The 15581-nt window shown below is 71.5% G+C and carries 13 protein-coding genes, 1 pseudogene and 1 riboswitch; of the genes and pseudogenes, 5 read left to right on the plus strand and 9 right to left on the minus strand.

Annotation, left to right across the window (positions count from 1 at the left end; genetic code table 11):
* Positions 1-146 precede the first annotated feature (146 nt).
* The 3 genes from ABIA38_RS12755 to ABIA38_RS12765 form a co-directional block, all read right to left on the minus strand.
* Positions 147-392 (minus strand): DUF5999 family protein, encoded by a 246-nt coding sequence (locus ABIA38_RS12755; protein WP_424638734.1) that lies wholly within the window; start codon positions 390-392, stop codon positions 147-149.
* A 159-nt stretch (positions 393-551) separates the two neighbouring features.
* Positions 552-983, minus strand: coding sequence for a GNAT family N-acetyltransferase (locus tag ABIA38_RS12760; protein WP_424638669.1), 432 nt, complete (start codon positions 981-983; stop codon positions 552-554).
* Between the two features lie 57 nt (positions 984-1040).
* Entirely contained in the window at positions 1041-1505 is a 465-nt protein-coding gene (locus ABIA38_RS12765) for a hypothetical protein (protein ID WP_424638670.1), read from the minus strand.
* Between the two features lie 556 nt (positions 1506-2061).
* Here ABIA38_RS12765 and ABIA38_RS12770 point away from each other — a divergent pair.
* Entirely contained in the window at positions 2062-2913 is an 852-nt protein-coding gene (locus ABIA38_RS12770; protein ID WP_424638671.1) for a universal stress protein, read from the plus strand.
* 25 nt (positions 2914-2938) lie between these two features.
* On the opposite strand, the gene ABIA38_RS12775 is transcribed toward ABIA38_RS12770, so the two are convergent.
* From ABIA38_RS12775 to mgtA, 3 genes are all read right to left on the minus strand, one after another.
* Complete coding sequence (locus tag ABIA38_RS12775) at positions 2939-3358, minus strand: CBS domain-containing protein (RefSeq protein WP_424638672.1); 420 nt, start codon at positions 3356-3358, stop codon at positions 2939-2941.
* A gap of 122 nt (positions 3359-3480) precedes the next feature.
* The gene (locus ABIA38_RS12780) at positions 3481-4209 is read right to left on the minus strand and encodes an MgtC/SapB family protein (protein WP_424638673.1); all 729 of its coding nucleotides are present in this window, start codon (positions 4207-4209) and stop codon (positions 3481-3483) included.
* Between the two features lie 39 nt (positions 4210-4248).
* On the minus strand, positions 4249-6966 hold the full coding sequence (mgtA, locus tag ABIA38_RS12785) for a magnesium-translocating P-type ATPase (protein WP_424638674.1): 2718 nt from the start codon (positions 6964-6966) through the stop codon (positions 4249-4251).
* 385 nt (positions 6967-7351) lie between these two features.
* A riboswitch (M-box (ykoK) riboswitch) is annotated at positions 7352-7525 on the minus strand.
* Between the two features lie 100 nt (positions 7526-7625).
* Here mgtA and ABIA38_RS12790 point away from each other — a divergent pair.
* The 3 genes and pseudogenes from ABIA38_RS12790 to ABIA38_RS12800 form a co-directional block, all read left to right on the plus strand.
* Positions 7626-7997: an ArsR/SmtB family transcription factor gene (locus ABIA38_RS12790; protein WP_424638675.1), complete on the plus strand. Its 372-nt coding sequence runs from the start codon at positions 7626-7628 to the stop codon at positions 7995-7997.
* A gap of 227 nt (positions 7998-8224) precedes the next feature.
* Complete coding sequence (locus ABIA38_RS12795) at positions 8225-8464, plus strand: hypothetical protein (RefSeq protein ID WP_424638676.1); 240 nt, start codon at positions 8225-8227, stop codon at positions 8462-8464.
* Positions 8465-8577: 113 nt separating this feature from the next.
* Positions 8578-9933 (plus strand): annotated as a pseudogene (locus ABIA38_RS12800) (APC family permease); the annotation flags it as partial.
* A 41-nt stretch (positions 9934-9974) separates the two neighbouring features.
* On the opposite strand, the gene ABIA38_RS12805 reads toward ABIA38_RS12800, so the two are convergent.
* Positions 9975-12506, minus strand: a complete 2532-nt coding sequence (locus tag ABIA38_RS12805) for an ATP-binding protein (protein WP_424638677.1) — start codon at positions 12504-12506, stop codon at positions 9975-9977.
* A 245-nt stretch (positions 12507-12751) separates the two neighbouring features.
* On the opposite strand from ABIA38_RS12805, the gene ABIA38_RS12810 reads away from it, so the two are divergent.
* Entirely contained in the window at positions 12752-13489 is a 738-nt protein-coding gene (locus ABIA38_RS12810) for a DUF4118 domain-containing protein (RefSeq protein ID WP_424638678.1), read from the plus strand.
* 24 nt (positions 13490-13513) lie between these two features.
* Here ABIA38_RS12810 and ABIA38_RS12815 read toward each other — a convergent pair whose 3' ends face one another.
* Together ABIA38_RS12815 and ABIA38_RS12820 are read right to left on the minus strand one after the other, a co-directional pair.
* Positions 13514-14173 (minus strand): NUDIX hydrolase, encoded by a 660-nt coding sequence (locus ABIA38_RS12815; protein ID WP_424638679.1) that lies wholly within the window; start codon positions 14171-14173, stop codon positions 13514-13516.
* The gene (locus ABIA38_RS12820) at positions 14170-15450 is read right to left on the minus strand and encodes an ROK family transcriptional regulator (RefSeq protein WP_424638680.1); all 1281 of its coding nucleotides are present in this window, start codon (positions 15448-15450) and stop codon (positions 14170-14172) included. The genes ABIA38_RS12815 and ABIA38_RS12820 overlap by 4 nt, the downstream gene beginning before the upstream one ends.
* Between the last annotated feature and the right edge of the window lie 131 nt (positions 15451-15581).

Genomic DNA, 15581 nt, shown 5'->3' on the forward strand with positions numbered 1-15581 from the left:
GCGCCCGGGTCCCGATCACCTGAGGCCGCGGTCCCGTTCCCGCCCCCGGTCCGACCCGGGACGCGCGCCGCCGGTACTCGCCGCCGGGCATGCGCGGAGGGCCACACGCGATGCGTGCGGCCCTCGTTCGGTTCGATGCGACTCGGTTACCCGGCGGTTTGCATCCGGCGCGGCGCCGTTGCCTGTAGCACCCGGCCCGGGTGCGATCCGGCCGGGTCCGGGCGGTGCGGTGCCTCGATCACACCGTCGGGCAGCAGCGCGCCGGTGTCCTCGAAGATCAGCACCCCGTTGCACAGGAGGCTCCAGCCCTGTTCGGGATGGCTCTGTACGACGTGGGCCGCGAGGTGGTCGGACGCCGAGGCGGCGGGGCAGGGAGGGGTGTGCCGACACATGGTCCTGGTCCTTCCGGGGAGTGCCGAAGGTGACAGCGGGTCCGTGGGGTCCCGCGTGGTGGTGTCACCCTGATTGCTCATGTCCCCACCGTGCGCGTCTCGGTGTCCCGGGCGGATGAGCCCCGAGCCCCGATTCGGCGCCCCCGGTCCCGCCTTCGGTCACTGTTCGCCCAGGGTCATCCACTTCTCCGTCGTGGTCAGCGGTGCGAAGCCCACCTTGGCGTAGACCGCGTGCGCGTCCGCCGTCGCGAGCAACACCCGCCGCAGCCCGAAGGGGGCGAGCTCATCACGCACGGTGGTCGCCAGCGCCGTACCCAGCCCCTTGCCGCGCACCGACGGATCGATGTAGACGTCGCACAACCAGCCGAACGTGGCCCGGTCGGTGACCACCCGGGCGTAGCCGACCTGGGCGCCGGAACCGATGTCGTACACACCGAAGTTCAGCGATCCGGCGATCGCCGCGTCCTGCTTCGCACGGGGGCGCCCGAGGGCCCAGTAGGCGTCCTCGGACAACCACCGATGAATCGTCGCGGCATCGAGCCGATCCGGATCGGTGGACATCTCGTAGCCGTCGGGGAAGTGACTTGTCATACCGGGGATCCAACCAGCCCGGCCGCCCCGGAACCAGCGGATATCCAACGGCCGAGGTCAGCGCGCCGGCACCGGTACCGGTGCCTCGACGCGGGCCCGAAGGGTGGGCCTGCCGTCGGCGTCGGGGCCGATCAGCCGCAGCCGAAGCAGATGACCCCGGCCGGTCCCGGGGGTGTCCCGGCCGAGCGTCCCGGTGGCACAGTCGAAGGTCGCGGCGTCCGTGTGGCGTACGAAGAAGGCGGGGCCGGCGATCCCGGCGAGCAGCTCGATCGCGTCGGCCAGCAGCCGGGGACTGCGCGGTCGGGCGTGTTCGACGTCCACCGCGAGGATCCCGCCGGGCAGCACGGTCGTCGCGCGCAACCGCCACGGCGAGCCGGGCAGATCGCAGGCGACCCGCAGCCGGGGCAGCAGATCCGCCTCGGGGTCCTCGGCCACCCAGTCCGGGCGGCCGGTCCGCTCGGCCAGCTCGCGCAACACGTCCGCGGGCGCCTCGCCACCCGACACGCCGAAGAAATCGTCCATGAAAGTCACTGTAAGTCGAAGACTCGTAACCAGCTCCCGGAAGCGCACCGCGGCGCGGCGCGGCGAGCCCCCCCGAAGGCGCGAGGTGCCCGGGGCAGGTCTTCAAGCCCTGGAACAGCCCACCGGGAGCTGGACCGCCGCCGAGACGACGACCGCGGCAGCCGACCCGCCCCGATCACGAGCGAAGCGACCCGCAGCCGTGCCGCCAGGCCCGAGTCGCGAGCGCAGCAAGCGGAAATGGCCCAAGTCGGCACCGCAACCGTCGCAGCCGACCCGCCCCGATCACGAGCGAAGCGACCCGCAGCCGTGCCGGCAGGCCCGAGTCGCGAGCGCAGCGAGTCGAGGTCGCCCGAGTCGGGGCCGGAGTCGATCCGCCGAGTCCCGGTCGGCCACCCGGCGGGCCGCGGGGCCGGACCAGGTCGCCGCGCGGCCGATGAAACCGCAGCCGTCGAGCCGAACGCAACGGGTGGAGCGGGCGGGCAAAACCCTCCCGAGCCAAGTGCGACGCAACCGCAGCGGGTATGACCCTGGTGGGCATCCCGACGAGGTGAGTTCCATGTCGTCCACAGTCGGTCTCGGGGTTCTGGTCGGTTACGACGGTTCCGCCTCGGCCGAGAGCGCGTTGGACTGGGGGGCGCGTGACGCCGTGGCCCGACGTGTGCCGTTGTACCTGGTCACCGTCGTCCCGGCCGGGCGTTTCGCCCATCGCATGGAGCTGCGACAACGAGCCCACACGCTCGTCGAGGAGGCCGCCGGCCGGTTGCGGGCGCGGTTCACCGGGCTCGTCGTCGAGGAGTCGGTGCGCGAGGGGGACGCGGCCGAGTCGTTGCTGGAGGCGAGTGCTCGCGGTGACACCGTGGTCATCGGCAGTCGTGGGCACGGCGGGTTCACCGGACTGGTGCTCGGGTCGGTCTCGTTGCGGGTGTGTGCGCACACCTCGTGTCCGGTCGTCGTCGTGCACAACGCCGCGGCCGAAGACGCCACCGGCGTGGTGGTCGGGATCGGTGGGCCCGACGACGATCCGGCGGCGCGGTTCGCCGCGGCCCAGGCCCGCCGGCTCGGCGGTGGGCTGCGCGCCGTGCATTCGTGGGTACTTCCGGTGACCGGACTCGCGCCGACGCTGGTCCTGCCGACGATGCTCGACGTCGACGCGGTCACCGCCGAGCGCACCAGGATGGTCGATCGGGTGGTCGGCCCGATCCGCACCCTGGATCCCGAACTCCCGGTGGATACCGTGGTGATGAACGGCACCGCCGGACGCGACCTGGTCACCGCGTCCGACGGCAACGCGCTCGTGGTGGTCGCCGCGCACCGCGGCCACGGCCCCCTGCCGATGCGCCTCGGCCCGACCACATACGCGGTCCTGCACCACGCGCACTGCCCGGTGGCCGTCGTCCCGGTGCGCTGAGCGATTTCGCCTGTCGCGACATCGCCTACCGCGACGCGTACACCTTCTCCGCGAACTCCGCGATCTGCTCCTCGGACAGGTGCCTGGCCACGTCCGCCTCGCTGATCATGCCGACCAGTCGCTTGTCTTCGATCACCGGCAGTCGGCGGATCTGGTGTTCCTCCATCTCACGCAGCACCTCGCCGATGTCGGCCTCCGCGTCGATCCAGCGCGGCGTACCCTCACACAGTTCGCCGGCCGTGACCTTCGCCGGATCACGGCCCATCGCGACGCACTTGATCACGATGTCCCGGTCGGTGACGATCCCGCACAGTCGCTCGTCGGCGTCGCTGACCGGCAGCGAACCCACATCGAGCCTGCGCATCAACTGGGCGGCCCGGTCCAGGGTTTCCGTCTGCGGAATCCACTGCGCGCCCTCGTGCATGATGTCCTTGGCCATGGTCATGGTGGTGTGCCTCCCACAGTGCCCGGCCGCGTGCCGCGGACGCCGCACGCGGTCTCTTCATCGTCTCCGGCTCGCCGACCATCGGCCACTCGGGTGAATCCGGCTCCGCGATCCCGTCGATCTCAGGAGGACGCGCGTCGTTCGTTCTCCTCGGGTCCGCCCTCGGTCAGGTGCCAGTGCAGGTCGCGGACGCCCGGGGTCGGGGACAACCGGGCCACCAGCTGTTCGAGCACCTGTCCGGCCGGGCCGGTCACCGCGAGCGACGCCTCCAGGCGGGCCGTGTCCTCGTCGGGGCGGTGCACGCTCAGGCCCAGGATCAGCGTGTCGTTCGGGGCCAGCGCCTGGACCAGCAGCGCCCGGGTGCCGGTTTCCGCGGCCCGGTCGCACACCACGTGCACGGTGGCGTGGGTGACCGCGTCCCCCTCCCCCTGCGGGGCGTGGTCGATCAGCCGGCCGACCGGGCGCAACATGAGGTGTACGGCCAGGACGGCCGCGGTGCCGATGAAGGCGAGGGCGATGCGGCCGGAGGCGGCCAGGACGCCGACGGCGGCGGAGCACCACAGGGTGGCGGCGGTGTTCAGGCCGCGTACGCCCGCGCCGTCGCGCAGGATGACGCCACCGCCGAGGAAGCCGATGCCGGAGACCACGTAGGCGGCCACTTGCGTGTTGTTGCCGGTGTTGGGGATGGCCTCGCTGTACAGGACGAACAGCGTGGCCCCGGTCGCCACCAGGGCGTTGGTGCGCAGCCCGGCCATCCGGGCGCGCCATTGGCGTTCGACGCCGATCAGGGCGCCACAGGAGACGCCGACCGCGAGCCGGACGAGGAACTCGGTGATGGTGACCGTGTGCATCGGGGTCTCCCTTCGGGGTTCGGACTACGACGTCCTGTGCTACAGCCAGGTGCCGTAGCGCTTGATGTAGCGGGTCTTGACGTACTGCGTGAGTGCGCAGTATCCGAGCAGTGTCGCGACCAGGATCGGGAAGTAGGTCCAGGGCAGCGATTGCATCTGCAGCGTGTCGGCCAGCGGCGAGAACGGCAGGTAGATGCCGATCGCCATGATCACGCCGGTGAGCACGAGCACGGGGGCGGACGCGCGGGACTGGAGGAAGGGGACCTTGCGGGTGCGGATCATGTGCACGACCAGGGTTTGCGACAGCAGGCCCTCGATGAACCAGCCGGACTGGAACAACGTCTGTTGCGCCTCGGTGTTCGCGGAGAAGACCCACCACATGACGCAGTAGGTGGTGATGTCGAAGATCGAGCTGATCGGGCCGATTCGCAGCATGAAGCGGGAGAGGTCGCCGGCCGCCCACTTGCGCGGCTTGCGCAGGTATTCCTTGTCCATCTTGTCCCACGGGATGGACAGTTGGGAGATGTCGTAGCACAGGTTCTGCACGAGCAGATGGACCGCGAGCATCGGCAGGAAGGGCAGAAACGCGGAGGCGACCAGTACCGAGAAGACGTTGCCGAAGTTGGAACTGGCGGTCATCTTGATGTACTTCATGATGTTGCCGAAGGTGCGCCGGCCCTCCAGGACACCCTGTTCCAGGACGGTGAGGTCCTTTTCCAGGAGGATGATGTCGGCGGATTCCTTGGCGATGTCCACCGCGGTGTCCACCGAGATGCCCACGTCGGCGTCGCGCAGCGCGGCGGCGTCGTTGATGCCGTCGCCGAGGTAGCCGACGGTGTGCTCGCCGGCCTGCAGGGCGCGGATCACCCGGGCCTTTTGGACCGGGTTGACCTTGGCGAACACCGCGGTGTGCTCGGCGAGTTCGCGCAGTTCGTCGTCGTCGAGGGCGTCCAGGTCGCGGCCCAGCGGGATCGCGCCGACGGCCAGGCCGACCTCGGCGGCCACCTTGCGGGCGACGAGTTCGCTGTCCCCGGTGATCACCTTGACCGTGACGCCGTTCTCGCGCAGCGCCGAGATCGCCTCGGCGGCGGTGGCCTTGGGCGGGTCGAGGAAGGCCACGAAGCCGATCAGGGTCAGGTCCGACTCGTCGGCGACGCCGTAGTCGGTGCGGGTCGCCGGCACCGCGCGGGTGGCCACGGCGAGTACGCGCAGACCCTCGCCGTTCTGCGTCTCGGCGATCCGGTGCACCTCGGCGCGCGCCGCGTCGGTCAGCGCGATGTCCCGGCCGCCCTCGCGCATCCTGGTGCAGCTCGCCAGGACCTCGTCCACGGCGCCCTTGGTGATGATCAGGTGGGTGTCCGCCTCGCGCTCCAGGACCACCGACATCCGCCGCCGGGTGAAGTCGAACGGCATCTCGTCGATCTTGGTGAAGCGGGCCTCGGCGAGCAGCCGGTCGCCCTCCTCGACGTGGTCGATGATCGCCCGGTCGAGCAGGTTCTTCAGGCCGGTCTGGAAGAAGCTGTTGAGGTAGGCGTATTCCAGTACCTCGTCGTCCGGGCGGCCGTGCACGTCCAGGTGGCGTTCGAGGACGATCCGGTCCTCGGTGAGGGTGCCGGTCTTGTCCGTGCACAGCACGTCCATCGCGCCGAGGTTCTGGATCGCGTTGAGCCGCTTGACGATCACCTTGCGCTTGGACATCGCCACCGCGCCGCGCGCGAGGTTGGCGGTGACGATCACCGGCAACATCTCCGGGGTCAGGCCCACCGCCACGGATATCGCGAACAGGCACGCCTCGGGCCAGTCGCCCTTGGTCACCCCGTTGATCACCAGCACGATGGGGGTCATCACCAGCATGAAGCGGATCAGCACCCAGCTGACCGAGCGCACGCCCCGATCGAAGCCGGTCTCCGGCCGGGTACCGGCCAGGCTCCTGGCCATCGACCCGAAGTAGGTGCGCGATCCGGTCGCGGTGACCACGGCGGTGGCCGAGCCGGACACCACCGAGGTGCCCATCAGGCACAGCGCGCTCGACTCCAACGGGTCGCCCCCGTCGGCCGCCTGCCCGTTCGCGGTCTTGGCCGCGACCGCGCCGAGCGTGTCGTACTTCTCCACCGGCAGCGACTCGCCGGACAACACGGCCTGGGAGACGAACAGGTCCGTGGAGGCGAGCAGTCGGCAGTCGGCCGGGATCATGTCGCCCGCGGCCAGGCGAACCACGTCGCCCGGCGCGAGGTGCTCGATGGGTACCTCTCGCTCCAGCGGCTCGGCGTCCTCGTCGGCGCGGCGGAGCACGGTGGCGGTGGTGGTCACCATCGCCTTGAGCGCCTCGGCGGCCTTCGTGGAGCGGAACTCCTGCCAGAACCGCAGGAATACGCTGACCAGGACCATCGTGGTCAGCGTGATCATGCCCTTGACGTCGTCGGTCAGGAAGAAGACCAGGTCCAGGCAGATCAGTACGACGATGAACGGGTTCTTGAACGTCGAGGCCAGTTGTACGGTCCAGTGCGGCGGACGGTCGTGGCCGACCACGTTCTCCCCGTGCCGCTCCAGCCGCTCGACCGCGTCGCGTTCGGTCAGGCCGTGGGTGGTGGATCCGAGGGTGCGCAGGATCTGCTCGGGCGGGGCGGCGGCCACCTCGGCCAGTTCGGCGCCGATCCGGGCGGTCACCGGGCCCAGGGTGTCGGCCCGACGGGTCTTGCGCACCGGACGCCGCGGCCCCGAACGGCCACGCTCCAGTTCTTCCAGGATCTTGGTCATGGTCTGTGGTCTCGTCTCGCGGCAGGCCGCGCGGCAGTGCGACCGGCGGGCCCGGGGCGGCTCCGACCATGGCGGACCCTGGGTCGGGCGCCACGGAAGCCGCCCCGCGTTCGCCGGTCGGTACCGGGGCGGGGAAGGAAAAGGGAGGGGAAAGGGCAGGACAGGAAAGGGACGGAAGGGGCGGGGAGATCAGGGGAGTCGGACCCACACGCTGCCGCCGTGCCCGCGAGCTACCGCGCGAGGCGAGGTGCCCGGCACGGGGAGCAGGGTTGCGGGGGGTTGGTACTACCGCTTGGACTCACTGCTCTCACCTCCTCGCTGCCGGACCGACGACGCGCAGCGCGAGGCATGCCGCTCGCCCGGCCCGGAATTGGGCAGGCGAAGGCGTACACCTCCTCGTCAGAGCTTTGGCACTGCGCGGCGTATCCGCCCTTCGGGTCGGGAAGCCACTTGGAGTCACCCCTTAGGCCGGGGAGACCTGTCCTGACCTGGAGCGTCTCTCGACGGGGGAGGTCAGTGGCCTGTGTCCGCGTAGAAGCCTCACCGAACGAGGTGCTACAGCGGTCAGTGAACACCCCACCGACCTTGATGGTCAAGCGCCGGCGCAAGTAACGTGGGCTCCCCCGTCTCGCCCGAGCCCTCCCGGAGACTCCCCGATCGTGATCGACACTCCCCCCGACGAAGCTTCGCGCCCTCTCGACGCCCGTACCCTCCAGCAGGCCGCCGCGACGTTCGGCATGCTCGCGGCGACCAACCGGCTCCAGATCATGTGGTTGCTCTCCCAGGGCGAGAGCGATGTCGGCACCATCGCGGACAAGGTCGGCGGCACGGTGGCCACCGTCAGCCAGCACCTGGCCAAGCTGAAGAAGGCGGGCATGGTCAGCGCGCGCCGCGAGGGGCGGCGCCGGGTCTATGTGCTCGACGATCCGCACATCGCGATATTGGTCGACCAGGTGGTCGCCCACCAGCGCGAACTGGAGGCCCGCAGCGGCACCTTCGCCGACCGCCTCCCCGGCCGCAAGGGCGCCTGAGCACCGCTGCGTGGTCGACGTGGTCCGAGGGGTTGGTTGCCGTCGGATAAACCTGCGGGCGGGCCGATCGGTGTCAAGGATGTGTTGCCGGTGGGTGGGTTCGCGTATGCGCGGCGTAAGAATCGCGCGGCGGCGCTGCGCGGGCTCGGGGCTCGCGGGTCATGCTCGGTGGTGCGCCGGAACGGTCCGGTGCCGGCGGGTGAGCGACGTGGGCGAAGGTGAGTTTCATGGTGCCCTCCGGGCCCGTCCCCGGGGAACGGCTGGACGAATTGCGCACGGCGGTCGAGGCCGGCCGGCAGGCCCTGTCGATGATGCGCTGGCAGGCCACCCGGCTGTTCCACGAGTCGGCCGAGGAGCGGCTCGGGCAGGAACTCGCGGTGGTCTCCCGGGTCTTGGAGGCCGTGTTGACGGCGGCCGAGTCGGTCACCTCGGGCCTCCCGGCGCCGGAGGGTGACAGGAACGCGTAGGGGTCGGGGCGGGCGGCGCCAAGATCATGTCAGGGGCACCTTCCGAGGGTCGGCACGGGCGGACGCTGATGTTCGTTCGACCCAGCCAGCCGGAGGAACCCGTGAATGTGCCCATGATGTCCCGCCGCGCCCGCGAGGTCGGTGTCGAGCCCGAGGACGGCGACCGGCATCGGCTCACGGTCGTCGGGGGCCTGGCCGCGCTCTCACTCGACGCGATGGCGTCGGTGGCGTACGGCCCCGAGGCGATCGTCCTGGTCCTGGCCCTGGCGGGTGGCGCCGGGCTCGGTTTCACGCTGCCGGTCACGCTGGTCATCGCGGGTCTCCTGCTGGTACTGACGCTGTCCTACCGACATGTGATCGCCGCGTTCCCCGAGGGCGGCGGGGCGTACGGCGTCTCGAAGCGGCATCTGGGCCGTCGCGCGTCGCTGATCGCCGCCGCCTCGCTGGTGGTCGACTACGTGCTCAACGTCGCGGTCTCGGTCGCGGCCGGGGTGGCCGCGCTGACCTCGGCGGTGCCGGAGCTGCATCCGTACACGATCTGGCTGTGTCTGGGCGTGCTCGCGCTGATCACCGCGGTCAATCTGGGCGGGATCGCCTACAGCGCGAAGGTGTTCGTCGTACCGACCGTCGTCTACGTGCTCGCCATCCTCTCCGTCGTGGTGGTCGGCCTGCTGCGCGGCGGTCCGGCCGCCGGGCCGCTCGCGCCGCCCGTGGACAGTGGCGCGGTACACGCGGTGGGCGTCCTGCTGCTGCTCAAGGCGTTCGCCAACGGTTGCGCGGCGCTGACCGGCGTGGAGGCGATCGCCAACGCCGTACCGTCGTTCAAGGCCCCGCGCGCCCGTCGGGCGCAGCGGGCGGAGATCGCGCTCGGCGTGCTGCTCGGCGTGATGTTGATCGGCATCGCCGGGCTGATCCAGAAGTATTCGGTCGAGCCCGCCGACGGCGTCACCGTGTTGGCCCAGGTCACCAATGCCTCGCTCGGGCACGGCGTCGCCTTCTACGTGGTCCAGTTCGCCACCGTGCTGCTGCTCGCGCTGGCCGCGAACACCTCGTTCGGCGGACTGCCGGTGCTGGCCGACCTGTTGGCCAAGGACGACTTCCTGCCGCACGTGTTCGGCGTGCACAACCGGCGGCACGTCTACGGGGCCGGCGTCGCGCTGCTCGCGGTGACCTCGGCGGTGCTGCTGATCGCCTCCGGTGGCGATATGAACGTCCTGGTCCCGCTGTTCGCGATCGGCGTGTTCGTCGGCTTCACCCTCTCCCAGGTCGGCATGGTCCGGCACTGGTGGTTGTTGCGACCGGCCGGCTGGCGCGGCAAGCTGGCGCTGAACGCGTTCGGCGCGAGCCTCACCGGGATCGCCGCGATCGTGGTCACCGCCGCCAAGTTCACCGAGGGCGCGTGGCTGATCGCCCTGGTGATCCCCATGCTGGTCTGGGCGTTCGGGTACACACACCGGGTGTACACCCGACCCGCCGTCGCCGGGCGCGACTAGGTCCTGTCCGGCCAAGCTCAGCCGCCGGTGCTTTCGCTCGGCTCGGCACCGGGCGACACCGGCAGGCTCAGCACCATGGTCAGCCCGCCGCCGGGGGTGTCCTCGGCGACGAGCGCGCCGCCCATCACCTCGGCGAAGCCGCGGGCCACGGCGAGTCCCAGGCCCACCCCGCGACTTCGCGGGGCGTCGCCGAATCGGGCGAAGGCCTCGAAGACCCGGTCCTTGGCGTCGTCGGGCAGGCCCGGACCGCGGTCGACCACACGCAGGTCGATCCGGTCGCCGACCTGCTCGGCGGCCACCAGGACGGGGGTGTCCGGCGGGGTGTGCAGGACCGCGTTCTCCACCAGGTTCGTCACCACCCGCTCCAGGAGTTCGGCGTCGGCCCGCACGGTGGGCAGCGTCTCCGGGACGGACAGCCGTACCGCCGCGTCGCCCGCCCGGGCCGCCGCGCCCGGGACCAGTTCGTCCAGCGCCAGGTCGCCCAGGAGCGGGTCGAGCGTGCCCATCCGCAACCGGCTCATGTCCAGCAGGTTGCCGATCAGCCGGTCCAGCCGATCGGCGCCCGCCTCGATCGTGGCCAGCAGTTCGGCCCGGTCCGCCCGTGCCCAGGCGACCTCCTCGACGCGCAGCCCGGACGACCCGGCCTTGATCGCGGCCAGCGGCGCGCGCAGGTCCCGGGCGACCGCGGCGAACAGGGCGGTGTCGACCGTGTGGCGCTCGCCCAGCCGGCGGCCCTCCTCGGCCTCGGCGACCAGCGAACGCCGTTCCAGGACCAGCGCGGCCTGCGCGGCGAACGCGCCGAGCACCCGCCGACTGTCCGCGGGCAGCGTATGGCCGGACAGGGCCAGCGCGAGCGTCTCGTCGACCGGGACCTCGACGTCGGCCGCGTCCGGTCGGGTCGGCGGGGTGGGTCCGACCGCGCCGACGCTGGTCCAGGCGGCGCGCGGCCCGGCCCGTTGCAGCAGCGCCACCGCATCCATCCCGAACGTCTCCCGGACCCGGTTCAGGAGCACGGGCAGCGCCTGCTCGCCGCGCAACATGCTGCCCGCCAGCGAGCCCAGCGTCTCGGCCTCCTCCTGCCCCCGCGCGGCCTGCTGGGTGCGCCGGGCGGCCAGGTCGACCACCGACGCGACGGCCAGGGCGAGTACGACGAAGACCACGAAGGCGAGGATGTTGGCCGGTGCGGCGATGTCGAGCGTGTCCAGCGGCGGGGTGAAGTAGTAGTCGGTGAGCGTGGCGGCGAACGCGGCGGTGGCCACCGCCTGCCACAGGCCGCCGAACAGGGACACCGCGACGGTCAGCGCCAGGAACATCAACATCTCGCCGGGCAGCGCGGAGGCGCCCCGGGAGGGCAGCAGGGCGGCGGTCAGCGCGGGCGGCCCGAGCAGCGCACCGGCCCAGCCCAGGAGCCGGCGTCCCCGGGGCACGGCGGAGCGCCTGGGCCGGTCGGTACGACCCCGGCCGATGTGCTCGTGGGTGACCAGGTGGGTGTCGATGTCGCCCGCCCGGGCGGCCACCGTGGCGCCGACGCCCGGGCCCTGGAGGTACTCCCACTGCCTGCGCCGGCTGCACCCGAGCACGATCCGGGTGGCCTGCACGCCCCGGGCGAAGTCCAGCAGCGCGCCGGGCACGTCGTCGCCGAGCACGGAGTGGAAGGTGCCGCCCAAGGTGGTGACCAGGCGCCGTTGGCGGGCCAGGTCGACCGGCGAGGACGCGGTCGACCCGTCGCTGCCGCTCACATGCACCGCGAGCAGTTCGCCGCCCTCGCCGCGGCCCACCACGCGCGCCGCGCGCCGGATCAGCGTGTCCCCCTCCGGTCCCCCGGTGAGCGCGACCACCACCCGCTCTCGGGCCGGCTCGAGCGCGGCCATGTGGTGTTCGTCGCGATATCGGCGCAGGTACGCGTCGACCCGGTCGGCGACCCACAGCAGCGCCAACTCGCGCAGCGCGGTCAGGTTGCCCGCGCGGAAGTAGTTGGCCAACGCCGCGTCGACCCGCTCCGGGGCGTAGACGTCGCCGTGTTCGAGGCGGCGGCGCAGTGCCTCCGGCGTCAGGTCCACGACCTCGATCTGATCGGCCCGGCGGACCACGTCGTCCGGCACGGTCTCGCGCTGGGCGACGCCGGTGATCGACTCGACCACGTCGTTGAGCGATTCCAGGTGTTGCACATTGACCGTGGAGATCACGTCGATCCCGGCGTCGAGGATCTCGTCGATGTCCTGCCAGCGTTTCTCGTTGCGCGCGCCCGGCACGTTGGTATGCGCCAGTTCGTCCACCAGGGCCAGGCGAGGGCGCCGGGCCAGCACGGCGGCCACGTCCATCTCGGTGAACGCGCGGCCCCGGTGGGAGAGTTCGGCGCGCGGGACGATCTCCAGGCCGGTCAGCATCGCCTCGGTGTCCGCTCTGCCGTGGCATTCGACCAGGCCGACCACCACGTCGGTGCCTCGGGAGAGCCTGCGGTGTGCTTCGTCGAGCATCGCGTACGTCTTGCCGACGCCGGGTGCCGCGCCCAGGTAGACGCGCAGTCTGCCGCGTCGTGGGGCCGTCATGGTGGGTCGGGCCACCCCCTCCGTCTGTCGTTCCGGAACCGACGAGTATCGAATTCCTCCATCGATGAGTATCAAATTCCTCGCCCTTCGGCCGCTCCGGCGGGCCTTGACACGCCCTTGGCGGCCGGGCCGCCCACCTTGTCGCGTCCTTGACGCGACGGGATACCGCCCGCGCGGCGGGCGCGACATACTCGGAGGTTGGAGGGTGACCCGTGGCCCGCTCGGCTTCGTGGAGGTGCCTCGTGATGACTCGATATCCGCAGCGGGATCGGCTGGCGATGCTCGCCGCCGTATTGGCGCCGGTGGCGGTGGCCGGGGTGGTGGCACCCTTCCGTGCGCATTTCGCCGCCGCGAATGTGGCGCTGTGCATGGTGGTCGTGGTGGTCGCGGTGGCCGCGAACGGGCACCGGCTCGCCGGGGCGGTGGCCGCGTTGTCCGCGACGGTGTGGTTCGACTTCTTCTTCACCAGGCCGTACGAGAGCTTTTCGATCACCCGCTCGGCCGACGCGCAGATGGCCGTTCTGCTGTTGCTCGTCGGCCTGGCGGTATCGCAGATCGCGGCCCGGGCCCGGCGGCTGCAGGTGGTGGTGATCACCGACGCGGAACACCTGGCCCGGATCCGGGACATCGCCGAGGCGGCCCGCTCGTCCGGCTCGCCCGACGCGGTGGTGGACGCGGTCAAGGCCCAGCTGATCACCCTGCTCGATCTGCGTGGTTGCCGGTTCGAGTACGGCACGCTGATCGGCCGCCCGCCGCGCCTGGAGCAGGACGGGTCGGTCACCGTCGGCGCGCGGACGTGGGATGTGGAGCGGCGCGGGCTGCCCGCCGAGGAGATCGAGCTGCGGGTCTACCGGGGTGGTCACTTCCACGGCCGCTTCCTGCTCGAGCCCCGCCCCGGTGCCGTCCCCTCGCGCCAGGCCCGGCTGGTCGCGGTGACCCTCGCCGACCAGGTCGGCGCCTCGTTCGAACACGCGGTGCGCTGACGCGGCGCGGGCGGCCCCCTGTCGTCAGTCGAACTCGGTGGGCAGCGTCGGGTCGAGCAGGTGGCGGTGCGCCATGTGGAGTTGGGCCTCGGTGATCCGCGCGGTGGACAGTTCGGGGAGCGCGTCGAGCGCGAACCAGTCGGTGTCCAGGGTCTCCGCCGGGTCGGGGAGGTGCCGGGCCCGGTCGGCGACTTCGCGGCACAGGAAGAACATCTTGTAGACGTGGTAGGGGTAGTGCGGCAGGTGGCCCTGACGCCGCCGGTCGAGCAGCGCGATCAGCTTGACCGCGTCCACGTGCAGCCCGGACTCCTCGCGCACCTCGCGGCACACCGCCTCGGACGGCGTCTCGGGTACGTCGCACCAGCCGCCCGGCAACGTCCAACAGCCGTCCGAGCGTTCCCGGATCAGCAGGACCCGCTCGCGCGCGTCGAAGACCACGCCACGCGCGTCCAGCTTCGGCGTCGCGTGTCCGGTCTCGGCGGTGACCACCTCGCGCAGCCGCACCCGGTCGGCGTCGCTGATCAGTTCGAGCAGCGCCAAGGCGGTTGCGCGCACCTGTTCGTAGCGCTCCAGGTCGAACACGTCGCGGACGTAGGCCAATCCGGTCTGCGCGATGGCCAACAGGGTGATCGCGCGCTCGTGCAGCGCGTCCTCGACGGCGGTATCGGCTGCCTCGGAGGTCATGCGGGTCGGCTCCCCAGGGTCTCGCGTTCGGGTGCGGAGGTCGATGAGCGGGTCGCTGAACGAGTCGCTGAAGGAGTCGCCGAGCGGGTCGATATCGCGCGCTCGACGACGCCGGCGGGATCGTGCAGCAGCGGGGCGAAGACCGTCTCCGCCGCGCCGACCAGGACCGGTTCCTCGACCGATCCGCACAACAACCGGGTGGCGTTCATCCGGGCCACGGTCGAGGTACGCAGACAGGAGCGGACCTCGGCCGGGGCGACCCGGTGCAGCCGGGCCAGCAGTCCGGTCAGCACCACCGTCTGCGGGCCCACCACATTGATCAACATGGCCAGTACCGCGCCCAGTTCGGCACCCACCAGCCGGGCCGCGGCGGCCGCCTCGGGATCGCCGTCCCGGGTCGGCGCCAGCACCGCGCGGGCCGCGTCCGCGTCGAGCAGGTCCTCGCGGCCGGCCGCGCGCAACACGGCCCGCCCGTCCACGTACAGCTCGACACAACCGCGCAGTCCGCACGGGCACTCGGCGCCGCTCGGATCGACCGTGATGTGGCCGAGCTCCAGCGGGAAGCCGATGTCCGCGGGCGGTGCGTTCCCGTGCAGCAGGGCACCGCCGATGCCGATGTGGTCGCAGTACAGCACCAGCAGGCTGCCCGTGGAGCGTGGCCCGTGTCGGCGCTCGGCCAACGCGGCCAGTACCGCGTCCCGGTTGACGGTCACCGTCAGTTCGGGCGGCAGGTGGTTGGCCAGGATCTCGGCGGCGGGCACCTCGTGCCAATCCAGTTGCAACGACAACCGCACCGTCCCGTCCGACTCCCGGACGATCCCCGGCACCGCCAACCCGAGCCCCACACACCGCCGTTCCTGCCCGGCCAGCAGGGCCGTCGCCTCGTCCACGACGATCCGCAACACCTCGGCGGGGCTGAGCGCGGCGGCGTCGACGGGACGGGTGCGGATCGCCAGCGGCCGATGGTCCATGCCCAGGACGGCCGTGGTGATCCCGCCGCCGGACAACCGCGCGCCGACCGCGATCGGGCCGTCCGGGGCCAGGTCGAGCGTGGTGGAGGGGCGTCCCGGGCGGGATTCCTCGGGCGGTTGGGCCTCGCTGACCCGGATCAGCCCGAGCCGGACCAGTTCGGCCACCGCCTCGCCCGTCGAACTGCGCGAGAGACCGAGGCGTCGGGTGGCGTCCGAGCGACCGCACGGGCCGTCCCGGTAGAGCAGGGTCAACAGTCGAGCCGTGGCGGGACCGTCCCGAAGTCGGTCGCGGGGCAGCAACATCATGTGTTGATTTTTGCACGCTCAGCGATCAAAATATTTGCACGGCAGGCGAACAAATCGGTGTCCCGTCGTTGGTTCCACGCTGCTCCGGTGCCTGCCACGCCGCTCGAACGACCGGGCCCGGACGTACGATC

Origin of the sequence: Embleya sp. AB8, assembly GCF_049739465.1 — a bacterium.
Classification (GTDB): Bacteria; Actinomycetota; Actinomycetes; order Streptomycetales; family Streptomycetaceae; genus Embleya.